Origin of the sequence: Pseudomonas sp. JV449, assembly GCF_032424295.1 — a bacterium.
In the GTDB taxonomy this organism is placed as follows: Bacteria; Pseudomonadota; Gammaproteobacteria; order Pseudomonadales; family Pseudomonadaceae; genus Aquipseudomonas; species Aquipseudomonas marginalis.
In genome coordinates, this window is the sequence record NZ_VYKD01000024.1 from 48,604 (window position 1) to 64,135 (window position 15,532).

14 protein-coding genes and 2 pseudogenes are annotated in these 15,532 nt (G+C 61.8%); 14 read left to right on the forward strand and 2 right to left on the reverse strand.

Features of this window, described 5'->3' with window-relative positions:
* The first annotated feature begins 8 nt into the window (after nt 1–8).
* The 5 genes from alc (at nt 9) to F6S08_RS21955 (ending at nt 5,482) form a co-directional block, all read left to right on the forward strand.
* Nucleotides 9–1,004 (forward strand): allantoicase, encoded by a 996-nt coding sequence (gene alc, locus F6S08_RS21935; protein WP_315872343.1) that lies wholly within the window; start codon nt 9–11, stop codon nt 1,002–1,004.
* Nucleotides 1,005–1,156: 152 nt separating this feature from the next.
* The gene (locus F6S08_RS21940) at nt 1,157–1,660 is read left to right on the forward strand and encodes an ureidoglycolate lyase (protein WP_027603915.1); all 504 of its coding nucleotides are present in this window, start codon (nt 1,157–1,159) and stop codon (nt 1,658–1,660) included.
* A 51-nt stretch (nt 1,661–1,711) separates the two neighbouring features.
* Nucleotides 1,712–3,001 carry a urate hydroxylase PuuD gene (locus F6S08_RS21945; protein WP_065927238.1) on the forward strand — a complete coding sequence of 430 codons (1,290 nt, stop codon included), beginning with the start codon at nt 1,712–1,714 and terminating at the stop codon, nt 2,999–3,001.
* Between the two features lie 115 nt (nt 3,002–3,116).
* Entirely contained in the window at nt 3,117–4,466 is a 1,350-nt protein-coding gene (locus tag F6S08_RS21950) for a nucleobase:cation symporter-2 family protein (RefSeq protein ID WP_065948615.1), read from the forward strand.
* Nucleotides 4,467–4,696: 230 nt separating this feature from the next.
* Nucleotides 4,697–5,482, forward strand: a complete 786-nt coding sequence (locus F6S08_RS21955) for an outer membrane protein OmpK (RefSeq protein ID WP_065927236.1) — start codon at nt 4,697–4,699, stop codon at nt 5,480–5,482.
* A gap of 109 nt (nt 5,483–5,591) precedes the next feature.
* Here F6S08_RS21955 and F6S08_RS21960 read toward each other — a convergent pair whose 3' ends face one another.
* The gene (locus tag F6S08_RS21960; protein WP_065927235.1) at nt 5,592–6,734 is read right to left on the reverse strand and encodes a patatin-like phospholipase family protein; all 1,143 of its coding nucleotides are present in this window, start codon (nt 6,732–6,734) and stop codon (nt 5,592–5,594) included.
* Between the two features lie 31 nt (nt 6,735–6,765).
* Nucleotides 6,766–7,701: a lipid A biosynthesis lauroyl acyltransferase gene (locus F6S08_RS21965; protein WP_315872344.1), complete on the reverse strand. Its 936-nt coding sequence runs from the start codon at nt 7,699–7,701 to the stop codon at nt 6,766–6,768.
* Nucleotides 7,702–7,820: 119 nt separating this feature from the next.
* Between F6S08_RS21965 and minC the strand changes: the two genes are divergently transcribed.
* The 9 genes and pseudogenes from minC to F6S08_RS22010 all read left to right on the forward strand — a co-directional run.
* Nucleotides 7,821–8,558, forward strand: a complete 738-nt coding sequence (gene minC, locus F6S08_RS21970; RefSeq protein WP_027603909.1) for a septum site-determining protein MinC — start codon at nt 7,821–7,823, stop codon at nt 8,556–8,558.
* Nucleotides 8,559–8,758: 200 nt separating this feature from the next.
* The gene (gene minD / locus F6S08_RS21975; RefSeq protein WP_065927233.1) at nt 8,759–9,571 is read left to right on the forward strand and encodes a septum site-determining protein MinD; all 813 of its coding nucleotides are present in this window, start codon (nt 8,759–8,761) and stop codon (nt 9,569–9,571) included.
* 3 nt (nt 9,572–9,574) lie between these two features.
* On the forward strand, nt 9,575–9,829 hold the full coding sequence (minE, locus tag F6S08_RS21980; protein ID WP_003175252.1) for a cell division topological specificity factor MinE: 255 nt from the start codon (nt 9,575–9,577) through the stop codon (nt 9,827–9,829).
* A gap of 96 nt (nt 9,830–9,925) precedes the next feature.
* Nucleotides 9,926–10,561, forward strand: a complete 636-nt coding sequence (locus F6S08_RS21985) for an RluA family pseudouridine synthase (RefSeq protein ID WP_027603908.1) — start codon at nt 9,926–9,928, stop codon at nt 10,559–10,561.
* Between the two features lie 116 nt (nt 10,562–10,677).
* Nucleotides 10,678–11,967: a M18 family aminopeptidase gene (locus tag F6S08_RS21990; RefSeq protein ID WP_315872345.1), complete on the forward strand. Its 1,290-nt coding sequence runs from the start codon at nt 10,678–10,680 to the stop codon at nt 11,965–11,967.
* A gap of 167 nt (nt 11,968–12,134) precedes the next feature.
* The gene (locus F6S08_RS21995; RefSeq protein WP_162494268.1) at nt 12,135–12,302 is read left to right on the forward strand and encodes a hypothetical protein; all 168 of its coding nucleotides are present in this window, start codon (nt 12,135–12,137) and stop codon (nt 12,300–12,302) included.
* A gap of 52 nt (nt 12,303–12,354) precedes the next feature.
* Entirely contained in the window at nt 12,355–14,520 is a 2,166-nt protein-coding gene (locus F6S08_RS22000) for a mechanosensitive ion channel family protein (protein WP_315872346.1), read from the forward strand.
* Between the two features lie 191 nt (nt 14,521–14,711).
* Nucleotides 14,712–15,131, forward strand: a pseudogene (locus tag F6S08_RS22005) (mechanosensitive ion channel family protein); the annotation flags it as partial.
* Nucleotides 15,132–15,325: 194 nt separating this feature from the next.
* Nucleotides 15,326–15,532 (forward strand): annotated as a pseudogene (locus F6S08_RS22010) (hypothetical protein); the annotation flags it as partial.

The following is a 15,532-nucleotide window of genomic DNA, read 5'->3' on the forward strand; positions in this document are numbered from 1 at the left end:
CAAGAAGAATGAAAGCGCAACCCGTACCTTTCGAAAAGTTCGTCAACCTGGCCGACGCCCGCCTGGGCACCAAGATCATCTCCGTGACAGATGACTGGTTCGCCGACGCCAACCGCCTGTTCCAGCCGACCCCGGCCGTGTGGAAGGAGGGCGTTTTCGATGACAACGGCAAGTGGATGGACGGCTGGGAGTCACGCCGCAAGCGCTTCGAAGGCTACGACAGCGCAGTGATCCGCCTGGGCGTACCGGGTTCGATCAAGGGCGTGGACATCGACACGTCATTCTTCACCGGCAACTATCCGCCGTCGGCGTCCCTGGAAGCCTGCTTCCTGGCCTCGGGCGAGCCTGACGACGACACCCAGTGGGTAGAAGTCCTGTCGGCCGTCGAGTTGCAAGGCAACAGCCACCACTACCACGAGATCAGCAACGACCAGGCGTTCAGCCACCTGCGTTTCAACATCTACCCGGATGGCGGCGTGGCCCGTCTGCGTGTGTACGGCGTGCCGTTCCGCGACTGGTCGGCAGTGGGCGACAACGAACAGATCGACCTGGCTGCCGCATTGAACGGTGGCCGCGCACTGGCGTGTTCCGATGAACACTTCGGGCGCATGAGCAACATTCTCAACCCAGGCCGTGGCGTCAACATGGGCGATGGCTGGGAAACCGCCCGCCGTCGCACGCCAGGCAATGACTGGGTGATCGTCGCCCTGGGCCACCCCGGCGAAATCGAGAAAATCATCGTCGACACCCTGCACTTCAAGGGCAACTACCCGGACACCTGCTCGATCCAGGGCGCCTTCGTGAAGGGCGGCACCGACAGCCAGATCGAAACCCAATCGCTGTTCTGGCGCGAACTGCTGCCGGCGCAGAAACTGGAAATGCACGCCGAACACACCTTCGCCGAGCAGATCAAGGCACTGGGCCCGATCACCCACATCCGCCTGAACGTGTTCCCGGATGGCGGTGTGAGCCGCCTGCGGGTTTTGGGCAAAGTAGCCAAGTAAGCGGTGAACCCTGTGGTGAGCGGGCTTGCCCCGCGCTGGGGCGCGAAGCGGCCCTGTCTTTTGGGGCTGCTACGCAGCCCAGCGCGGGGCAAGCCCGCTCACTACAAAAACAAGCAGATCAAACAACACAGCATTCGGAAAAGAAGACAGCCATGCGCACACTGATGATCGAACCCCTGACCAAAGAAGCCTTCGCCCCTTTCGGAGACGTTATCGAAACCGATGGCAGCGATCACTTCATGATCAACAACGGGTCGACCATGCGCTTTCACAAGCTGGCAACGGTAGAAACCGCACAGCCTGAAGACAACGCGATCATCAGCATCTTCCGCGCCGACGCGCTGGATATGCCGCTGACCGTGTGCATGCTGGAGAGACACCCGCTGGGCAGCCAGGCCTTCATTCCGCTGCTCGGCAACCCCTTTCTGATCGTGGTCGCGCCACTTGGCGATGCACCTGTATCAGGCTTGGTCCGCGCCTTCGTCACCAACGGCAGGCAGGGCATCAATTACCATCGCGGCGTCTGGCACCACCCGGTGCTGACGATCGAAAAGCGGGATGACTTCCTGGTGGTTGATCGCAGTGGCACAGGCAATAACTGCGATGAGCATTTTTTCAAAGAGGATGAGCGGTTGATCCTCGCCCCCCACCAATAAGAGAAGGCCGGATCACCCGACAACAAGGGTGACAGGCGAGAGGTAAAGACTGTGGAAGCACATCTGTTGGAATGGCTGAACCTCAGCGTGCGCTGGGTTCATATGATCACTGGCGTCGCCTGGATCGGCGCTTCGTTCTACTTCGTCTGGCTGGAAAACAACCTCAACCGCGTCAACCCCAAGGACGGCCTGTCCGGTGACTTGTGGGCGATCCACGGTGGCGGTATCTACCACCTGGAAAAATACAAACTGGCCCCGCCGACCATGCCGGACAACCTGCACTGGTTCAAATGGGAAGCCTATTTCACCTGGATGTCGGGCGTCGCGCTGCTGTGCGTGGTGTTCTACCTCAACCCGACGCTGTACCTGCTCGCCCCCGGCAGCAGCCTCAGTGGCAGCGAAGGCGTCTTGCTGGGCATCGGCTCACTGTTCGCCGGCTGGTTCATCTACTCCTTCCTCTGCGACTCGGCCCTGGGCAAACGCCCTGCCCTGCTCGGCTTGATCCTGTTCGTGCTGTTGATTGCCGCCGCGTACGGCTTCAGCAAAGTGTTCAGCGGCCGGGGTGCGTATCTGCACGTGGGCGCGGTGATCGGCACCATCATGGTCGGTAACGTGTTCCGCATCATCATGCCGGCGCAGCGCGCGCTGGTGGCGGCGATCGCCGAGAACCGCACCCCCGATCCGGCCCTGCCGGCCAAGGGTCTGCTGCGCTCACGGCACAACAACTACTTCACCCTGCCGGTGCTGTTCATCATGATCAGCAACCACTTCCCGAGCACCTACGGCAGCCAATACAACTGGCTGATCCTGGCGGGGATCGCGGTGGCGGCGGTGTTGGTGCGGCACTACTTCAACACGCGGCATAACAGCCAGAAGTATGCGTGGACCTTGCCGGTGGGCGCACTGGCGATGATTTGCCTGGCGTATGTGACCGGGCCCAAGCCGGCCGAACCGATTGCCAAGGCACCTGCGGCCATCGAGTACCAACCGTTGCCGGAAACCGCATTGGGGGGTGGCCTGAAACCCGCCGCGCCTGCGGCGACCGAACCCGCGGCTGCACCTGCGCCTGCCCAGGCGACGGTTGATTTCGACAAGGTCCACGGGGTGATACAGGAGCGTTGCGCCGTGTGCCATTCGGCCAAACCCACCAGCCCGCTGTTCAGCACCGCACCGGCCGGGGTGATGTTCGATACCCCGGCGCAGATCCAGCAACAGGCGGCGCGCATCCAGGCGCAGGCGGTGGCGAGCCAGATCATGCCGTTGGGCAACATCACCCAGATGACCCAGCAGGAGCGGGATTTGATTGGCACATGGATCAATCAGGGGGCGCGTACCAACTAACAGATTCACATAGTTCCAATGTGGGAGGGGCTTGCCCCCTCCCACATTTGGACCTGCAGTGTTTTGAAGATTGCGTTCCACACAACACAAAAATAAAAAAGATCCGAGGTGTTGCATGACCGAGTTAGTCGAACCGCAGATTCCTGCCGCGCCCGCCATGGTGCGGCTGCCCCTCTTGCAACTGATTCTGGTAGGCCTGCAACACGTCTTGCTGATGTACGGCGGAGCCGTCGCCGTCCCCCTGATCATTGGCCAGGCCGCCGGCCTGAGCCGTGAAGAAATCGCCTTTCTGATCAACGCCGACCTGCTGGTAGCCGGCATCGCCACCCTGGTGCAGTCATTCGGCATCGGCCCGGTGGGCATCCGTATGCCGGTGATGATGGGCGCCAGTTTCGCCGCTGTCGGCAGCATGGTCGCCATGGCCGGCATGCCCGGTATCGGCCTGCAGGGAATCTTCGGCGCCACCATCGCCGCCGGGTTCTTCGGCATGCTGATCGCACCGTTCATGTCCAGGATCGTGCGCTTTTTTCCGCCGCTGGTGACCGGCACCGTGATCACCGCCATCGGCCTGTCGCTATTCCCCGTGGCCGTGAACTGGGCCGGCGGCGGCAGCGCAGCCGCCACCTTCGGCTCACCGATTTACCTGGCAATTGCCGCCCTGGTACTGACCACCATCCTGCTGATCAACCGTTTCATGCGCGGCTTCTGGGTGAATATCTCGGTGCTGATCGGCATGGGCCTGGGTTACGCCTTGTGCGGGGCCATCGGCATGGTCGACCTCAGCGGCCTGGCCCGGGCGCCGTGGGTGCAAGTGGTGACGCCGCTGCACTTTGGCATGCCGAAGTTCGAGTTGGCGCCGATCCTGTCGATGTGCCTGGTGGTGGTGATCATCTTTGTCGAATCCACCGGAATGTTCCTGGCGCTGGGCAAGATCACCGGCCAGGACGTCACGCCGAAAATGCTGCGCCGTGGCTTGCTGTGTGATGCCGGTGCGTCGTTCTTCGCCGGTTTCTTCAACACCTTCACCCACTCCTCCTTCGCGCAGAACATCGGCCTGGTGCAGATGACCGGCGTGCGTTGCCGTTCGGTGACAATGATGGCCGGTGCCTTCCTGATTGTGCTCAGCCTGTTGCCCAAGGCCGCGTACCTGGTGGCGTCGATTCCCCCGGCGGTGCTCGGCGGGGCGGCGATCGCCATGTTCGGCATGGTGGCGGCCACCGGCATCAAGATCCTCCAGGAGGCCGATATCGCCGACCGTCGCAACCAGTTGCTGGTGGCGGTGAGCATCGGCATGGGCCTGATCCCCGTGGTGCGCCCGGAGTTCTTCGCACAGTTGCCCGTGTGGATGAGCCCGATCACCCACAGCGGCATCGCCATGGCGACCCTCAGCGCACTGTCGCTGAATATCCTGTTCAACATTCTCGGCGGGGCCGAACGCCCCGTAGTCGACCCCGCCCACACCTGACACATGCCCCATTGTCGCCCTGTGCGCGCTGTAACGGCGCACTTGAGCCCTGACGTGGGAGCCAGTATTCTCCGCGCCCGCTTGAATCGACGGTTGTTTGCCGCCTTGGCGCGGGTCTTGCTGTAGCAATAAAGCTGACCATTCAGACCACTTTTGTAACCACCAAAGGCGCCGCACCAGAGCGCTTGTGTAGAAGAAAAACCATAAAACTTTAACTCGGGAGCAACCGAATGAAACCTCTGTTCAAAGGCCTGATGCTGGCGGGATCCCTGCTGGCCGGCGGCCAGGCCGTGGCCGGTGACTTGTTGCAGTGGCAGAACAACAGCCTGACGTATCTGTGGGGCAAGAGCTTTACCGTCAACCCACAGATCCAGCAAACCGTCACGTTCGAACATGCCGATGCCTGGAAGTACGGCGACAACTTCGTCTTCGTCGACCGCATCTTTTACAACGGCAAGGAAGACGGCAACGTCGGCCCAAGCACGTACTACGGTGAGATCAGCCCGCGACTGTCGTTCGGTAAGATTTTCGACCAGGACCTGTCCTTCGGCCCGATCAAGGATGTGTTGCTGGCCTTCACGTATGAGTTCGGCGAAGGCGACAACGAGTCGTACCTGCTCGGCCCTGGCTTCGACCTGAACATCCCGGGCTTCGACTACTTCCAGCTGAACTTCTACCAGCGCCAGACCGAAGGCAATCGCCCAGGCGACGGTGTATGGCAGATCACCCCGGTATGGTCGTACACCCTGCCGGTGGGCAACTCCGACATCCTGATCGACGGCTTTATGGATTGGGTGGTGGACAACGACAAGAACGCCCGTGGCACTTACCACGCCAACCTGCACTTCAACCCGCAGGTCAAATACGACTTGGGCAAGGCACTGCATTGGGGCGACAAGCAGTTGTACGTGGGCTTTGAATACGACTACTGGAAGAACAAGTACGGGATCGAGGATTCCGGCGCGTTCAAGACGACCCAGGACACGGCGAGCTTCCTGGTCAAGTACCACTTCTGACCCCCTGTAGGAGCGAGCTTGCTCGCGAAAAACCAGAGATCACCGCGTTTATTCAGAACAAAAGCGGTGCCTATGGGTTCTTCGCGAGCAAGCTCGCTCCTACAAGGGTTCATGCCAAGCCCAGGAACCGCATGATCTCTTCACGCTTGGCCAGCGCATCCTTCCTGCCCAACTCAATCAACTCGCTGCAATACCCCGCCTCGAACAGCAAGTAACTCAGCACCCCTGCCCCGCTCGTCTTGGTCGCCCCCGGCCCACGCAGGAACAGACGCAATGCCGCCGGCAATTCCTGCCGATGCCTTGCGGCGATTTCGTCGATCGGCTGGCTTGGCGCAATCACCAGTACTTCCACCGGCGCCAGGCCACGGGCCGCACTGTCGGCTGGCTGGTGATGGCTGAACTGGTTCAGACGCTCCAGCAGTTCGATATCGCTTTCCAGGCTGTCGATGAACGTGCTGTTGAGCATATGCCCGCCGATCTGGGCCAACGTCGGCTCCTGGCCGGTATAGGTGCGTTGCGCCATCGGTTCATTGCCCCGCGGGTTACCGCTGACACCCACCACCAGCACCCGGGTCGCCCCCAGGTGCAGCGCCGGGCTGATGGGCGCCGACTGGCGCACCGCGCCGTCGCCGAAGTATTCCTGGTCGAGCTTCACCGGGGCAAACAGCAAGGGGATCGCCGAACTGGCCAGCAGGTGTTCAACCGTGAGTTGCGTCGGCACACCGATACGCCGATGGCGCAACCAGGCGTCGATGGTGCCGCCGCCCTGATAGAAGGTCACCGCCTGCCCGGATTCATAGCCGAAGGCCGTGACGGCGACCGCATGCAGGTGCTGTTGGCGGATGGCCTCGTCGATACCTGCCAAATGCAGTTTGTCCTGCAACAAGTCCCGCAGCGGCGAGCTGTTGAGCAGCGCCACCGGTAACTGCCGGCCCAGGCCCAGCAAGCTGTGGGTAAAGAAGCGACTCGCCTGGCGCACCACCCCCGGCCAATCGCTGCGCAATACCAGGTGGCTGCGAAACCCCTGCCAGAACGCGGTCAGGCGCTGGATGGCCGCCGTGAAGTCCATCGCACCGCTGGCCAGGCTCACCGCATTGATCGCACCGGCCGACGTGCCGACGATCACCGGAAACGGATTGGGCGCCCCCGGCGGCAACAGCTCGGCAATCGCCGCCAATACCCCCACCTGATACGCCGCTCGCGCCCCGCCGCCGGAAAGAATCAAGCCTGTAACCGGTTCAGCTGCGCGCATTGCATCACTCCACGTGGGGGGAAAGTCGGTCTTAGCGACGACGTTTTTCGTACAGCTTGGGTTCGCCCGGTGGCCGGCTCTTGAAGCGGCGATGGGTCCACAGGTATTGCTCGGGACATTCACGCACCGAGGCTTCGACCCACTGGTTGATGCGCAGGCAGTCGACTTCATCGCTTTCGCCGGGGAAGTCGGTCAACGGCGGGTGGATGACCAGGCGGTAACCGCTGCCGTCCGCCAGGCGCTCCTGGGTGAACGGCACCACCAGCGCCTTGCCCAGCTTGGCGAACTTGCTGGTGGCAGGCACGGTGGCGGCCTGGATGCCGAACAACGGCACGAAGAGACTTTGCTTGGCGCCGTAGTCCTGGTCCGGTGCATACCAGATGGCGCGACCGGCACGCAGCAGCTTGAGCATGCCGCGCACGTCTTCGCGCTCGACCGCCAGGGAGTCGAGGTTATGCCGCTCGCGGCCACGTCGCTGGATATAGTCGAACAGCGGGTTGCCGTGCTCGCGGTACATGCCGTCGATGGTGTGCTTCTGCCCCAGCAGGGCCGCACCGATTTCCAGGGTGGTGAAGTGCAGGGCCATGAGGATCACGCCCTTGCCATCCAGTTGGGCCTGCTTGAGGTGTTCCAGGCCTTCGACATGGGCCAGGCGCGCCAGGCGCTGGCGCGACCACCACCAGCTCATGGCCATTTCAAAGAAGGCAATGCCGGTGGAGGCAAAGTTTTCCTTGAGCAGCTTCTTGCGCTCTGCGGCGGTTTTTTCCGGGAAGCACAGTTCCAGGTTGCGTGCGGCGATGCGGCGACGTTCGCCGGCCACACGGTACATGCCTGCACCCAGCAGGCGACCAATGGTCAGCAGCGCAGGGTACGGCAGTTGGGTCACCAGCCAGAGCAGGCCGAGTCCCAGCCATAACAGCCAAAAGCGCGGGTGAAAAAATACAGCTCGAAAACGCGGGCGATCCATTACAGATTCCGGGAAAGACAGGGCCGCGCATTCTACAACGGTTCGACTCGGCTTGCGGCCAGTGAGTGTTCTCGTTATAAGTCTCGACACTTTTCGTGACAAGCCGCTTTTTGCCGACCATGAGCCAAACCGAACCGCTAGACCAAGATCCCGTGTTCCAGCTGAAAGGCAGCATGCTCGCCATCACCGTGCTGGAACTGGCCCGCAACGACCTCGACGCCCTGGACCGCCAGCTCGCCGCCAAGGTTGCCCTGGCGCCGAACTTCTTCAACAACGCCCCGCTGGTACTGGCCCTGGACAAACTGCCGGCCGGCCAGGGCAGCATCGACCTGCCCGGCCTGATGCGCGTGTGCCGCTCCCATGGCCTGCGAACCCTGGCGATTCGTGCCAGCCGCATCGAAGACATTGCCGCAGCCATCGCCATTGAACTGCCAGTACTGCCACCCTCCGGCGCGCGTGAGCGTCCACTGGAACCTTTGGTCGGCGAAGTGCAGAAAAAACCGGAAAAACCAGCGGAACCGACGATCAAGCCTACAAAGATAATCACCACGCCCGTACGCGGCGGACAGCAGATTTACGCCCAGGGCGGCGACCTGGTGGTGATCTCTTCGGTCAGTCCCGGCGCGGAACTTCTCGCCGATGGCAATATCCATGTATACGGCCCGATGCGCGGACGTGCCCTCGCCGGCATCAAGGGGGATACCAAGGCGCGCATTTTTTGCCAGCAATTGACCGCTGAGCTGGTGTCCATCGCGGGCCAGTACAAGGTTTCGGAAGATTTGCGCCGCGATCCACTGTGGGGAGCCGCGGTGCAGGTCAGCCTGTCGGGCGATGTGTTGAACATCATCCGTCTTTAACGGATACTGCCGCATTTTCCAAGCATCTCTAGACTCTGATAGCACAGCGAAATTGGCATTACTTGCGTAGGAACATTTGAAGGTTGGCGTTTTTCCTGCGAAAACCCGTCTTTTTCCTACAAAGGCTGTCCGCCTGCGGCGAGTTCCAAGAGATGTTTTTCAGGGGCTGAAAAGTCCTTTTTCCTTAGGGGTGAAACACCTTGGCCAAGATTCTCGTGGTTACATCCGGCAAGGGTGGTGTGGGTAAGACCACCACCAGCGCCGCTATCGGTACCGGCCTCGCTCTGCGCGGCCACAAGACAGTCATCGTCGACTTCGACGTCGGTTTGCGTAACCTCGACCTGATCATGGGCTGCGAACGCCGCGTGGTGTACGACTTCGTCAACGTGGTCAACGGTGAAGCCAACCTGCAACAGGCCCTGATCAAGGACAAGCGCCTTGAGAACCTGTACGTACTGGCCGCCAGCCAGACCCGCGACAAAGATGCGCTGACCAAGGAAGGCGTAGGCAAGGTTCTCGCCGAGCTGAAGGAAACCTTCGAATTCGTGGTATGCGACTCCCCGGCCGGTATCGAAACCGGTGCTCACCTGGCGATGTACTTCGCCGATGAAGCCATCGTGGTGACCAACCCGGAAGTGTCTTCGGTACGTGACTCGGACCGCATGCTGGGCCTGTTGGCCAGCAAGTCCAAGCGCGCCGAGGAAGGCCAGGACCCGATCAAGGAACACCTGCTGCTCACCCGCTACAACCCTGAGCGCGTCAGTAACGGCGAAATGCTCGGTGTTGAAGACGTCAAGGACATCCTCGCCGTGACCCTGCTGGGCGTGATCCCGGAATCCCAGGCCGTGCTGAAGGCGTCCAACCAGGGCGTCCCGGTGATTCTCGACGACCAGAGCGACGCCGGCCAGGCGTACAGCGATGCGGTTGATCGCTTGCTGGGCAAGACCGTGGAACATCGCTTCCTCGATGTTAAGAAGAAGGGATTCTTCGAGCGTATCTTTGGAGGCAACTAAACAATGAAATTTCTCGACTTCTTTCGCGCCAACAAAAAGCCAAGCACCGCGTCGGTCGCGAAAGAGCGTCTACAGATCATCGTGGCGCACGAACGCGGCCAACGCAGTACCCCGGATTACCTGCCGGCCTTGCAGAAGGAACTGGTGGAGGTGATCCGCAAGTACGTCAATATCGGCAACGATGACGTGCATGTCGCCCTGGAAAATGACGGCAGCTGCTCGATTCTGGAACTCAATATCACCCTGCCTGATCGTTGATCGAACAGGCGGCCGCCACGGCGGCTCGGTCACCTTGATCCCTTTGCGGGAACCGGGTGGTCGAGCCGCCGTTGGCGTTTGTTACGAGGCTGTTTAATGCCGCTGTCCACTATTCATATCCTGCATCAGGACGACGCTGTCCTGGTGGTGAACAAGCCGACCCTGTTGCTCTCGGTGCCTGGCCGCGCCGATGACAACAAGGACTGCCTGATCACCCGCCTGCAGGAAAACGGCTACCCCGAAGCCCGCATCGTCCATCGCCTGGACTGGGAAACCTCGGGGATCATCCTGCTGGCCCGGGACGCCGATACCCATCGCGAACTGTCCCGCCAGTTTCACGACCGCGAAACCGAAAAGGCCTACACCGCTTTGGCCTGGGGCCAACCGGAACTGGACAGCGGCAGCATCGACCTGCCCTTGCGCTATGACCCGCCGACCAAACCCCGCCATGTGGTGGACCACGAGTTCGGCAAGCACGCGCTGACCTTCTGGAAAGTGCTGGAACGGTGTGGCGACTGGTGCCGCGTCGAGCTGACGCCGATTACCGGAAGGTCGCACCAGTTGCGCGTGCATATGCTGTCCATCGGGCATCCGTTGCTCGGTGACGGTCTGTATGCCCATGAACAGGCCCTGGCTGCGTGGCCGCGCCTGTGCCTGCATGCGAGCATGCTGAGCTTCACTCACCCGCAAAGCGGCGAGCGCTTGCGCTTTGAGTGCCCGGCTCCCTTCTAAAGCTGTAAATACAGTACATGTGGGACGGGCGGTGCGACTTGCCCCCTCCCACATTTGTTCTGTGCACTTCTCGCCCTCGAACGGTAAACTCCGCGCATTGCTGTCTGGAGCTATTTATGCGCGAAGCGTTGAATCAAGGCCTGATCGACTTCCTCAAGGCCTCCCCTACTCCTTTTCATGCCACCGCCGCCCTGGCCCAGCGCCTGGAAGCGGCCGGTTTCCAGCGCCTCGACGAGCGCGAGACCTGGGCCACCGAAGCCAACGGTCGCTACTACGTGACCCGCAACGATTCCTCGATCATCGCCTTCAAGCTCGGCCGCCATTCGCCGTTGCAAGGCGGGATTCGCCTGGTCGGCGCCCATACCGACAGCCCGTGCCTGCGGGTCAAGCCCCAGCCTGAGCTGCAACGCCAGGGCTTCTGGCAACTCGGCGTGGAAGTCTACGGCGGCGCGCTGCTGGCGCCGTGGTTCGACCGCGACCTGTCCCTGGCCGGCCGCGTCACCTTCCGCCGTGACGGCAAGGTCGAAAGCCAGCTGATCGACTTTAAGCTGCCCATCGCAATCATCCCCAACCTGGCCATTCACCTGAACCGTGAAGCCAACCAGGGCTGGGCGATCAATGCCCAGACCGAATTGCCGCCGATCCTCGCGCAATTTGCCGGTGATGAACGCGTGGACTTCCGTGCCGTGCTCACCGAGCAGTTGGCACGGGAGCATGGGCTGAACGCCGATGTGGTGCTCGACTACGAGTTGAGCTTCTATGACACCCAGAGCGCCGCCGTCATCGGCCTCAATGGCGACTTCATCGCCGGCGCGCGCCTCGACAACCTGCTGTCGTGCTACGCCGGCCTGCAAGCCTTGCTCACCAGCGAGAGCGACGAAACCTGCGTGCTGGTGTGCAACGACCACGAGGAAGTCGGTTCCTGCTCGGCCTGCGGTGCCGACGGCCCGATGCTGGAACAGACCCTGCGTCGCCTGTTGCCTGAAGGTGATGAATTCGTACGCGCCATTCAGAAATCCCTGCTGGTGTCGGCCGACAATGCCCACGGCGTACACCCGAACTACGCCGACAAGCACGACGCCAACCACGGCCCCAAGCTCAATGCCGGCCCGGTGATCAAGGTCAACAGCAACCAGCGCTACGCCACCAACAGCGAAACCGCCGGGTTCTTCCGTCACCTGTGCATGGCCCAGGAAGTGCCGGTGCAGAGCTTTGTGGTGCGCAGCGACATGGGCTGCGGCTCGACCATCGGCCCGATCACTGCCAGCCACCTGGGTGTGCGTACGGTGGATATCGGTTTGCCGACGTTTGCCATGCACTCCATTCGTGAACTGTGCGGCAGCCATGACCTGGCGCATCTGGTGAAGGTGTTGGGCGCGTTCTACGCCAGCCACGACCTGCCCTAAGACCAGGAATGGATGTCGTCAACATGTGGGAGGGGCGGTGCGACGATTCGCACTTGCCCCCCACATTTGGTTTACGTCCACCTGATCTGCATCACCTGCATTTCCTGCAATCCGACCTAGACTTGTCAGTATTCCCACTCCGACAAGGCCGTCGCCCCATGATCTCCATGTCCTCTTTCCACGCCATGCTTATCCCTATCCTGATCGGCATGATCATGCTCGCCGTTGGCTTCAACTTCCGCGACAAGCCCCTCGGCGTATTCGGCATGTGGGTCGGCATGCTGCTGATCCTGGGCACCGTGGTGTACAAGATCCTCGCCAAACTGGCCGAATGACGCTTGCACTCGTACACTCGCTCAACCCGTCGTTTCCAAGGTTGACCGCCTCGTGCTTTCCCGTCTGTTTGCGCTGCCCTGCTGTTTCCTGATCGCCCTGCTCACGCTGCTGCCGCTCTCGTCTGCCCAAGCGGTGGGCCTGCCCGGGCTGCTCGGCACCACCAAGACCCAACCCCAGGCCGACGTGCCGTTGGGGCAGTCGTTGGACGAGGTGATCAAGACCCTGGAAAACGACCAGCAACGCACCCAGTTGCTGAGCGACTTGAAGAAGCTGCGCGCCGCTACCCAGAAGGCCCAGCCCGCCGCCGAGCAAGGCGTGCTCGGGCTGATCGGCAGTACGCTGTCGGGCCTGGAGCAGCAGTTCTCCGGCGCCGACAGCCCGCTGGGGCGCTGGTCGAATGAAGTCGACCTGGCCAAGGACGAACTCAGCGCACTGATGCTGCCGGCCAGCGAATGGCTGCCGATCATTTTCGGCTTTGCAGTGATTCTCGCGGTATGGAGCCTGCTGGCAGCCGCGTTGATCTGGCTGAGCCACCGGGTACGCGAGCGCTTCGGCCTGCCCGAGGAGTTGCCGCAACACCCGCGTACCTGGGACATGCTGCGCTTCGCCCTGCGCAAATTGGGGCCCTGGCTGATCGCACTGGTGATCACCGTGTACCTGAGCTACGCCCTGCCCTCGTCCCTGGGCAAATCCCTGGCAATGGTGCTGGCTTATGCGCTGGTGGTCGGTACCTGTTTCTCGGCGATCTGTGTGATTGCCTTCTCCCTGCTCGACGGCCCGCACCGCCACCGCGCGCTGTATATCCTGCGCCACCAGGCGTTCCGCCCGTTGTGGTGGATCGGCAGCTTTGCCGCCTTTGGTGAAGCCTTGAGCGACCCGCGGCTGGTGGCTGCGCTCGGCCAACACCTGGCCCACACGGCGGCCACGGTCGCCAATGTGATGGCCGCGCTGTCCACCGGCGTGTTCATCCTGCGTTTCCGGCGGCCGATCGCCCACCTGATCCGCAACCAGCCCCTGTCGCGCCGCCTGACCCGCCGGGCCCTCAGCGACACCATCGAGATCATCGGCACCTTCTGGTACATCCCCGCCTTGCTGTTGGTGGGCATCTCGCTGTTCGCCACGTTCGTCTCCGCCGGCGACACCAGCACCGCCCTGCGCCAGTCGCTGTTGTGCACGGTGTTGCTGGTGTTGTGCATGGTGATCAACGGCCTGGTGCGGCGCCATGCGCTCAAGCCGCAGCGTGGGCACAAGCGCCATGCGCTGTACTCCGAACGCCTGAAAAGCTTCGTCTACACCCTCGCCCACCTGGTGGTGTGGCTGGTGTTTATCGAACTGGGGCTGCGGGTGTGGGGCCTGTCGCTGATCCGCTTTACCGAAGGCGACGGCCATGAAATCAGCGTCAAGCTGTTCGGCCTGGGCGGCACGCTGCTATTTGCCTGGTTGATCTGGATCCTCAGCGACACCGCCATCCATCACGCCCTCACCCGCTCGCGCAAAGGCCTGGCCAATGCCCGCGCGCAGACCATGATGCCGTTGATCCGCAACGTGCTGTTCGTGACCATCTTTATCATCGCCGCCATCGTCGCCCTGGCGAACATGGGCATGAACGTCACGCCGCTGCTGGCCGGTGCCGGTGTGATCGGCCTGGCCATCGGTTTTGGTGCGCAGTCACTGGTGGCCGACTTGATCACCGGCCTGTTCATCATCATCGAAGACTCCCTGGCCATCGATGACTACGTGGACGTCGGCGGCCACCTCGGCACCGTCGAAGGTCTGACCATCCGTACCGTACGCCTGCGCGACATTGACGGCATCGTGCACACCATCCCGTTCAGCGAGATCAAGAGCATCAAGAACTACTCGCGGGAGTTCGGCTACGCGATCTTCCGGGTGGCGATCCCCTACAACATGGAAATCGACGATGCGATCAAGCTGATGCGCGATGTCGGCCAGAAAATGCGTAACGATCCGCTGCAACGCCGCAATATCTGGTCGCCGCTGGAGATCCAGGGGGTGGAAAGCTTCGAGTCGGGCAGTGCGATCCTGCGCGCGCGGTTCAAGACGGCGCCGATCAAGCAGTGGGAAGTGTCGCGGGCGTTCAACCTGTCACTGAAGCGGCATCTGGATGACGCCGGTCTGGACCTGGCCACGCCGCGCTTGAGTGTGCAGGTGGTGACGGGGGCTGCGGGGGGGTTGGAGAAGGACAAGAACGCGTAAGCGTCATGGCGAATGTGATGAGCTTATTGTGGTGAGCGGGCTTGTTGTGGTGAGCGGGCTTGCCCCGCGCTGGGCTGCGAAGCAGCCCCACTCAAGAAGCACTCGGTGTATCAGACATAACTCAGCGGCTGGTTTTGGGGCTGCTTCGCAGCCCAGCGCGGGGCAAGCCCGCTCACCACAAAAAGCCCGCTCGCGACATTGACGGCATCGTGCACACCATCCCGTTCAGCGAGATCAAGAGCATCAAGAACTACTCGCGGGAGTTCGGCTACGCGATCTTCCGGGTGGCGATCCCCTACAACATGGAAATCGACGATGCGATCAAGCTGATGCGCGATGTCGGCCAGAAAATGCGTAACGATCCGCTGCAACGCCGCAATATCTGGTCGCCGCTGGAGATCCAGGGGGTGGAAAGCTTCGAGTCGGGCAGTGCGATCCTGCGCGCGCGGTTCAAGACGGCGCCGATCAAGCAGTGGGAAGTGTCGCGGGCGTTCAACCTGTCGCTGAAGCGGCATCTGGATGACGCCGGTCTGGACCTGGCCACGCCGCGCTTGAGTGTGCAAGTGGTGACGGGGGCTGCGGGGGGGTTGGAGAAGGACAAGAACGCGTAAGCGTCATGGCGAATGTGATGAGCTTATTGTGGTTTGTGGTGAGCTTTTTGTGGTGAGCGGGCTTGCCCCGCGCTGGGCTGCGAAGCAGCCCCACTCAAGAAGCACTCGGTGTATCAGACATAACTCAGCGGCTGGTTTTGGGGCTGCTTCGCAGCCCAGCGCGGGGCAAGCCCGCTCACCACAACAAGCCCGCTCGCGACATTGACGGCATCGTGCACACCATCCCGTTCAGCGAGATCAAAAGCATCAAGAACTACTCGCGGGAGTTCGGCTAYGCRATCTTCCGGGTGGCGATCCCCTACAACATGGAAATCGACGATGCGATCAAGCTGATGCGCGATGTCGGCCAGAAAATGCGTAACGATCCGCTGCAACGCCGCAATATCTGGTCGACGCTGGAG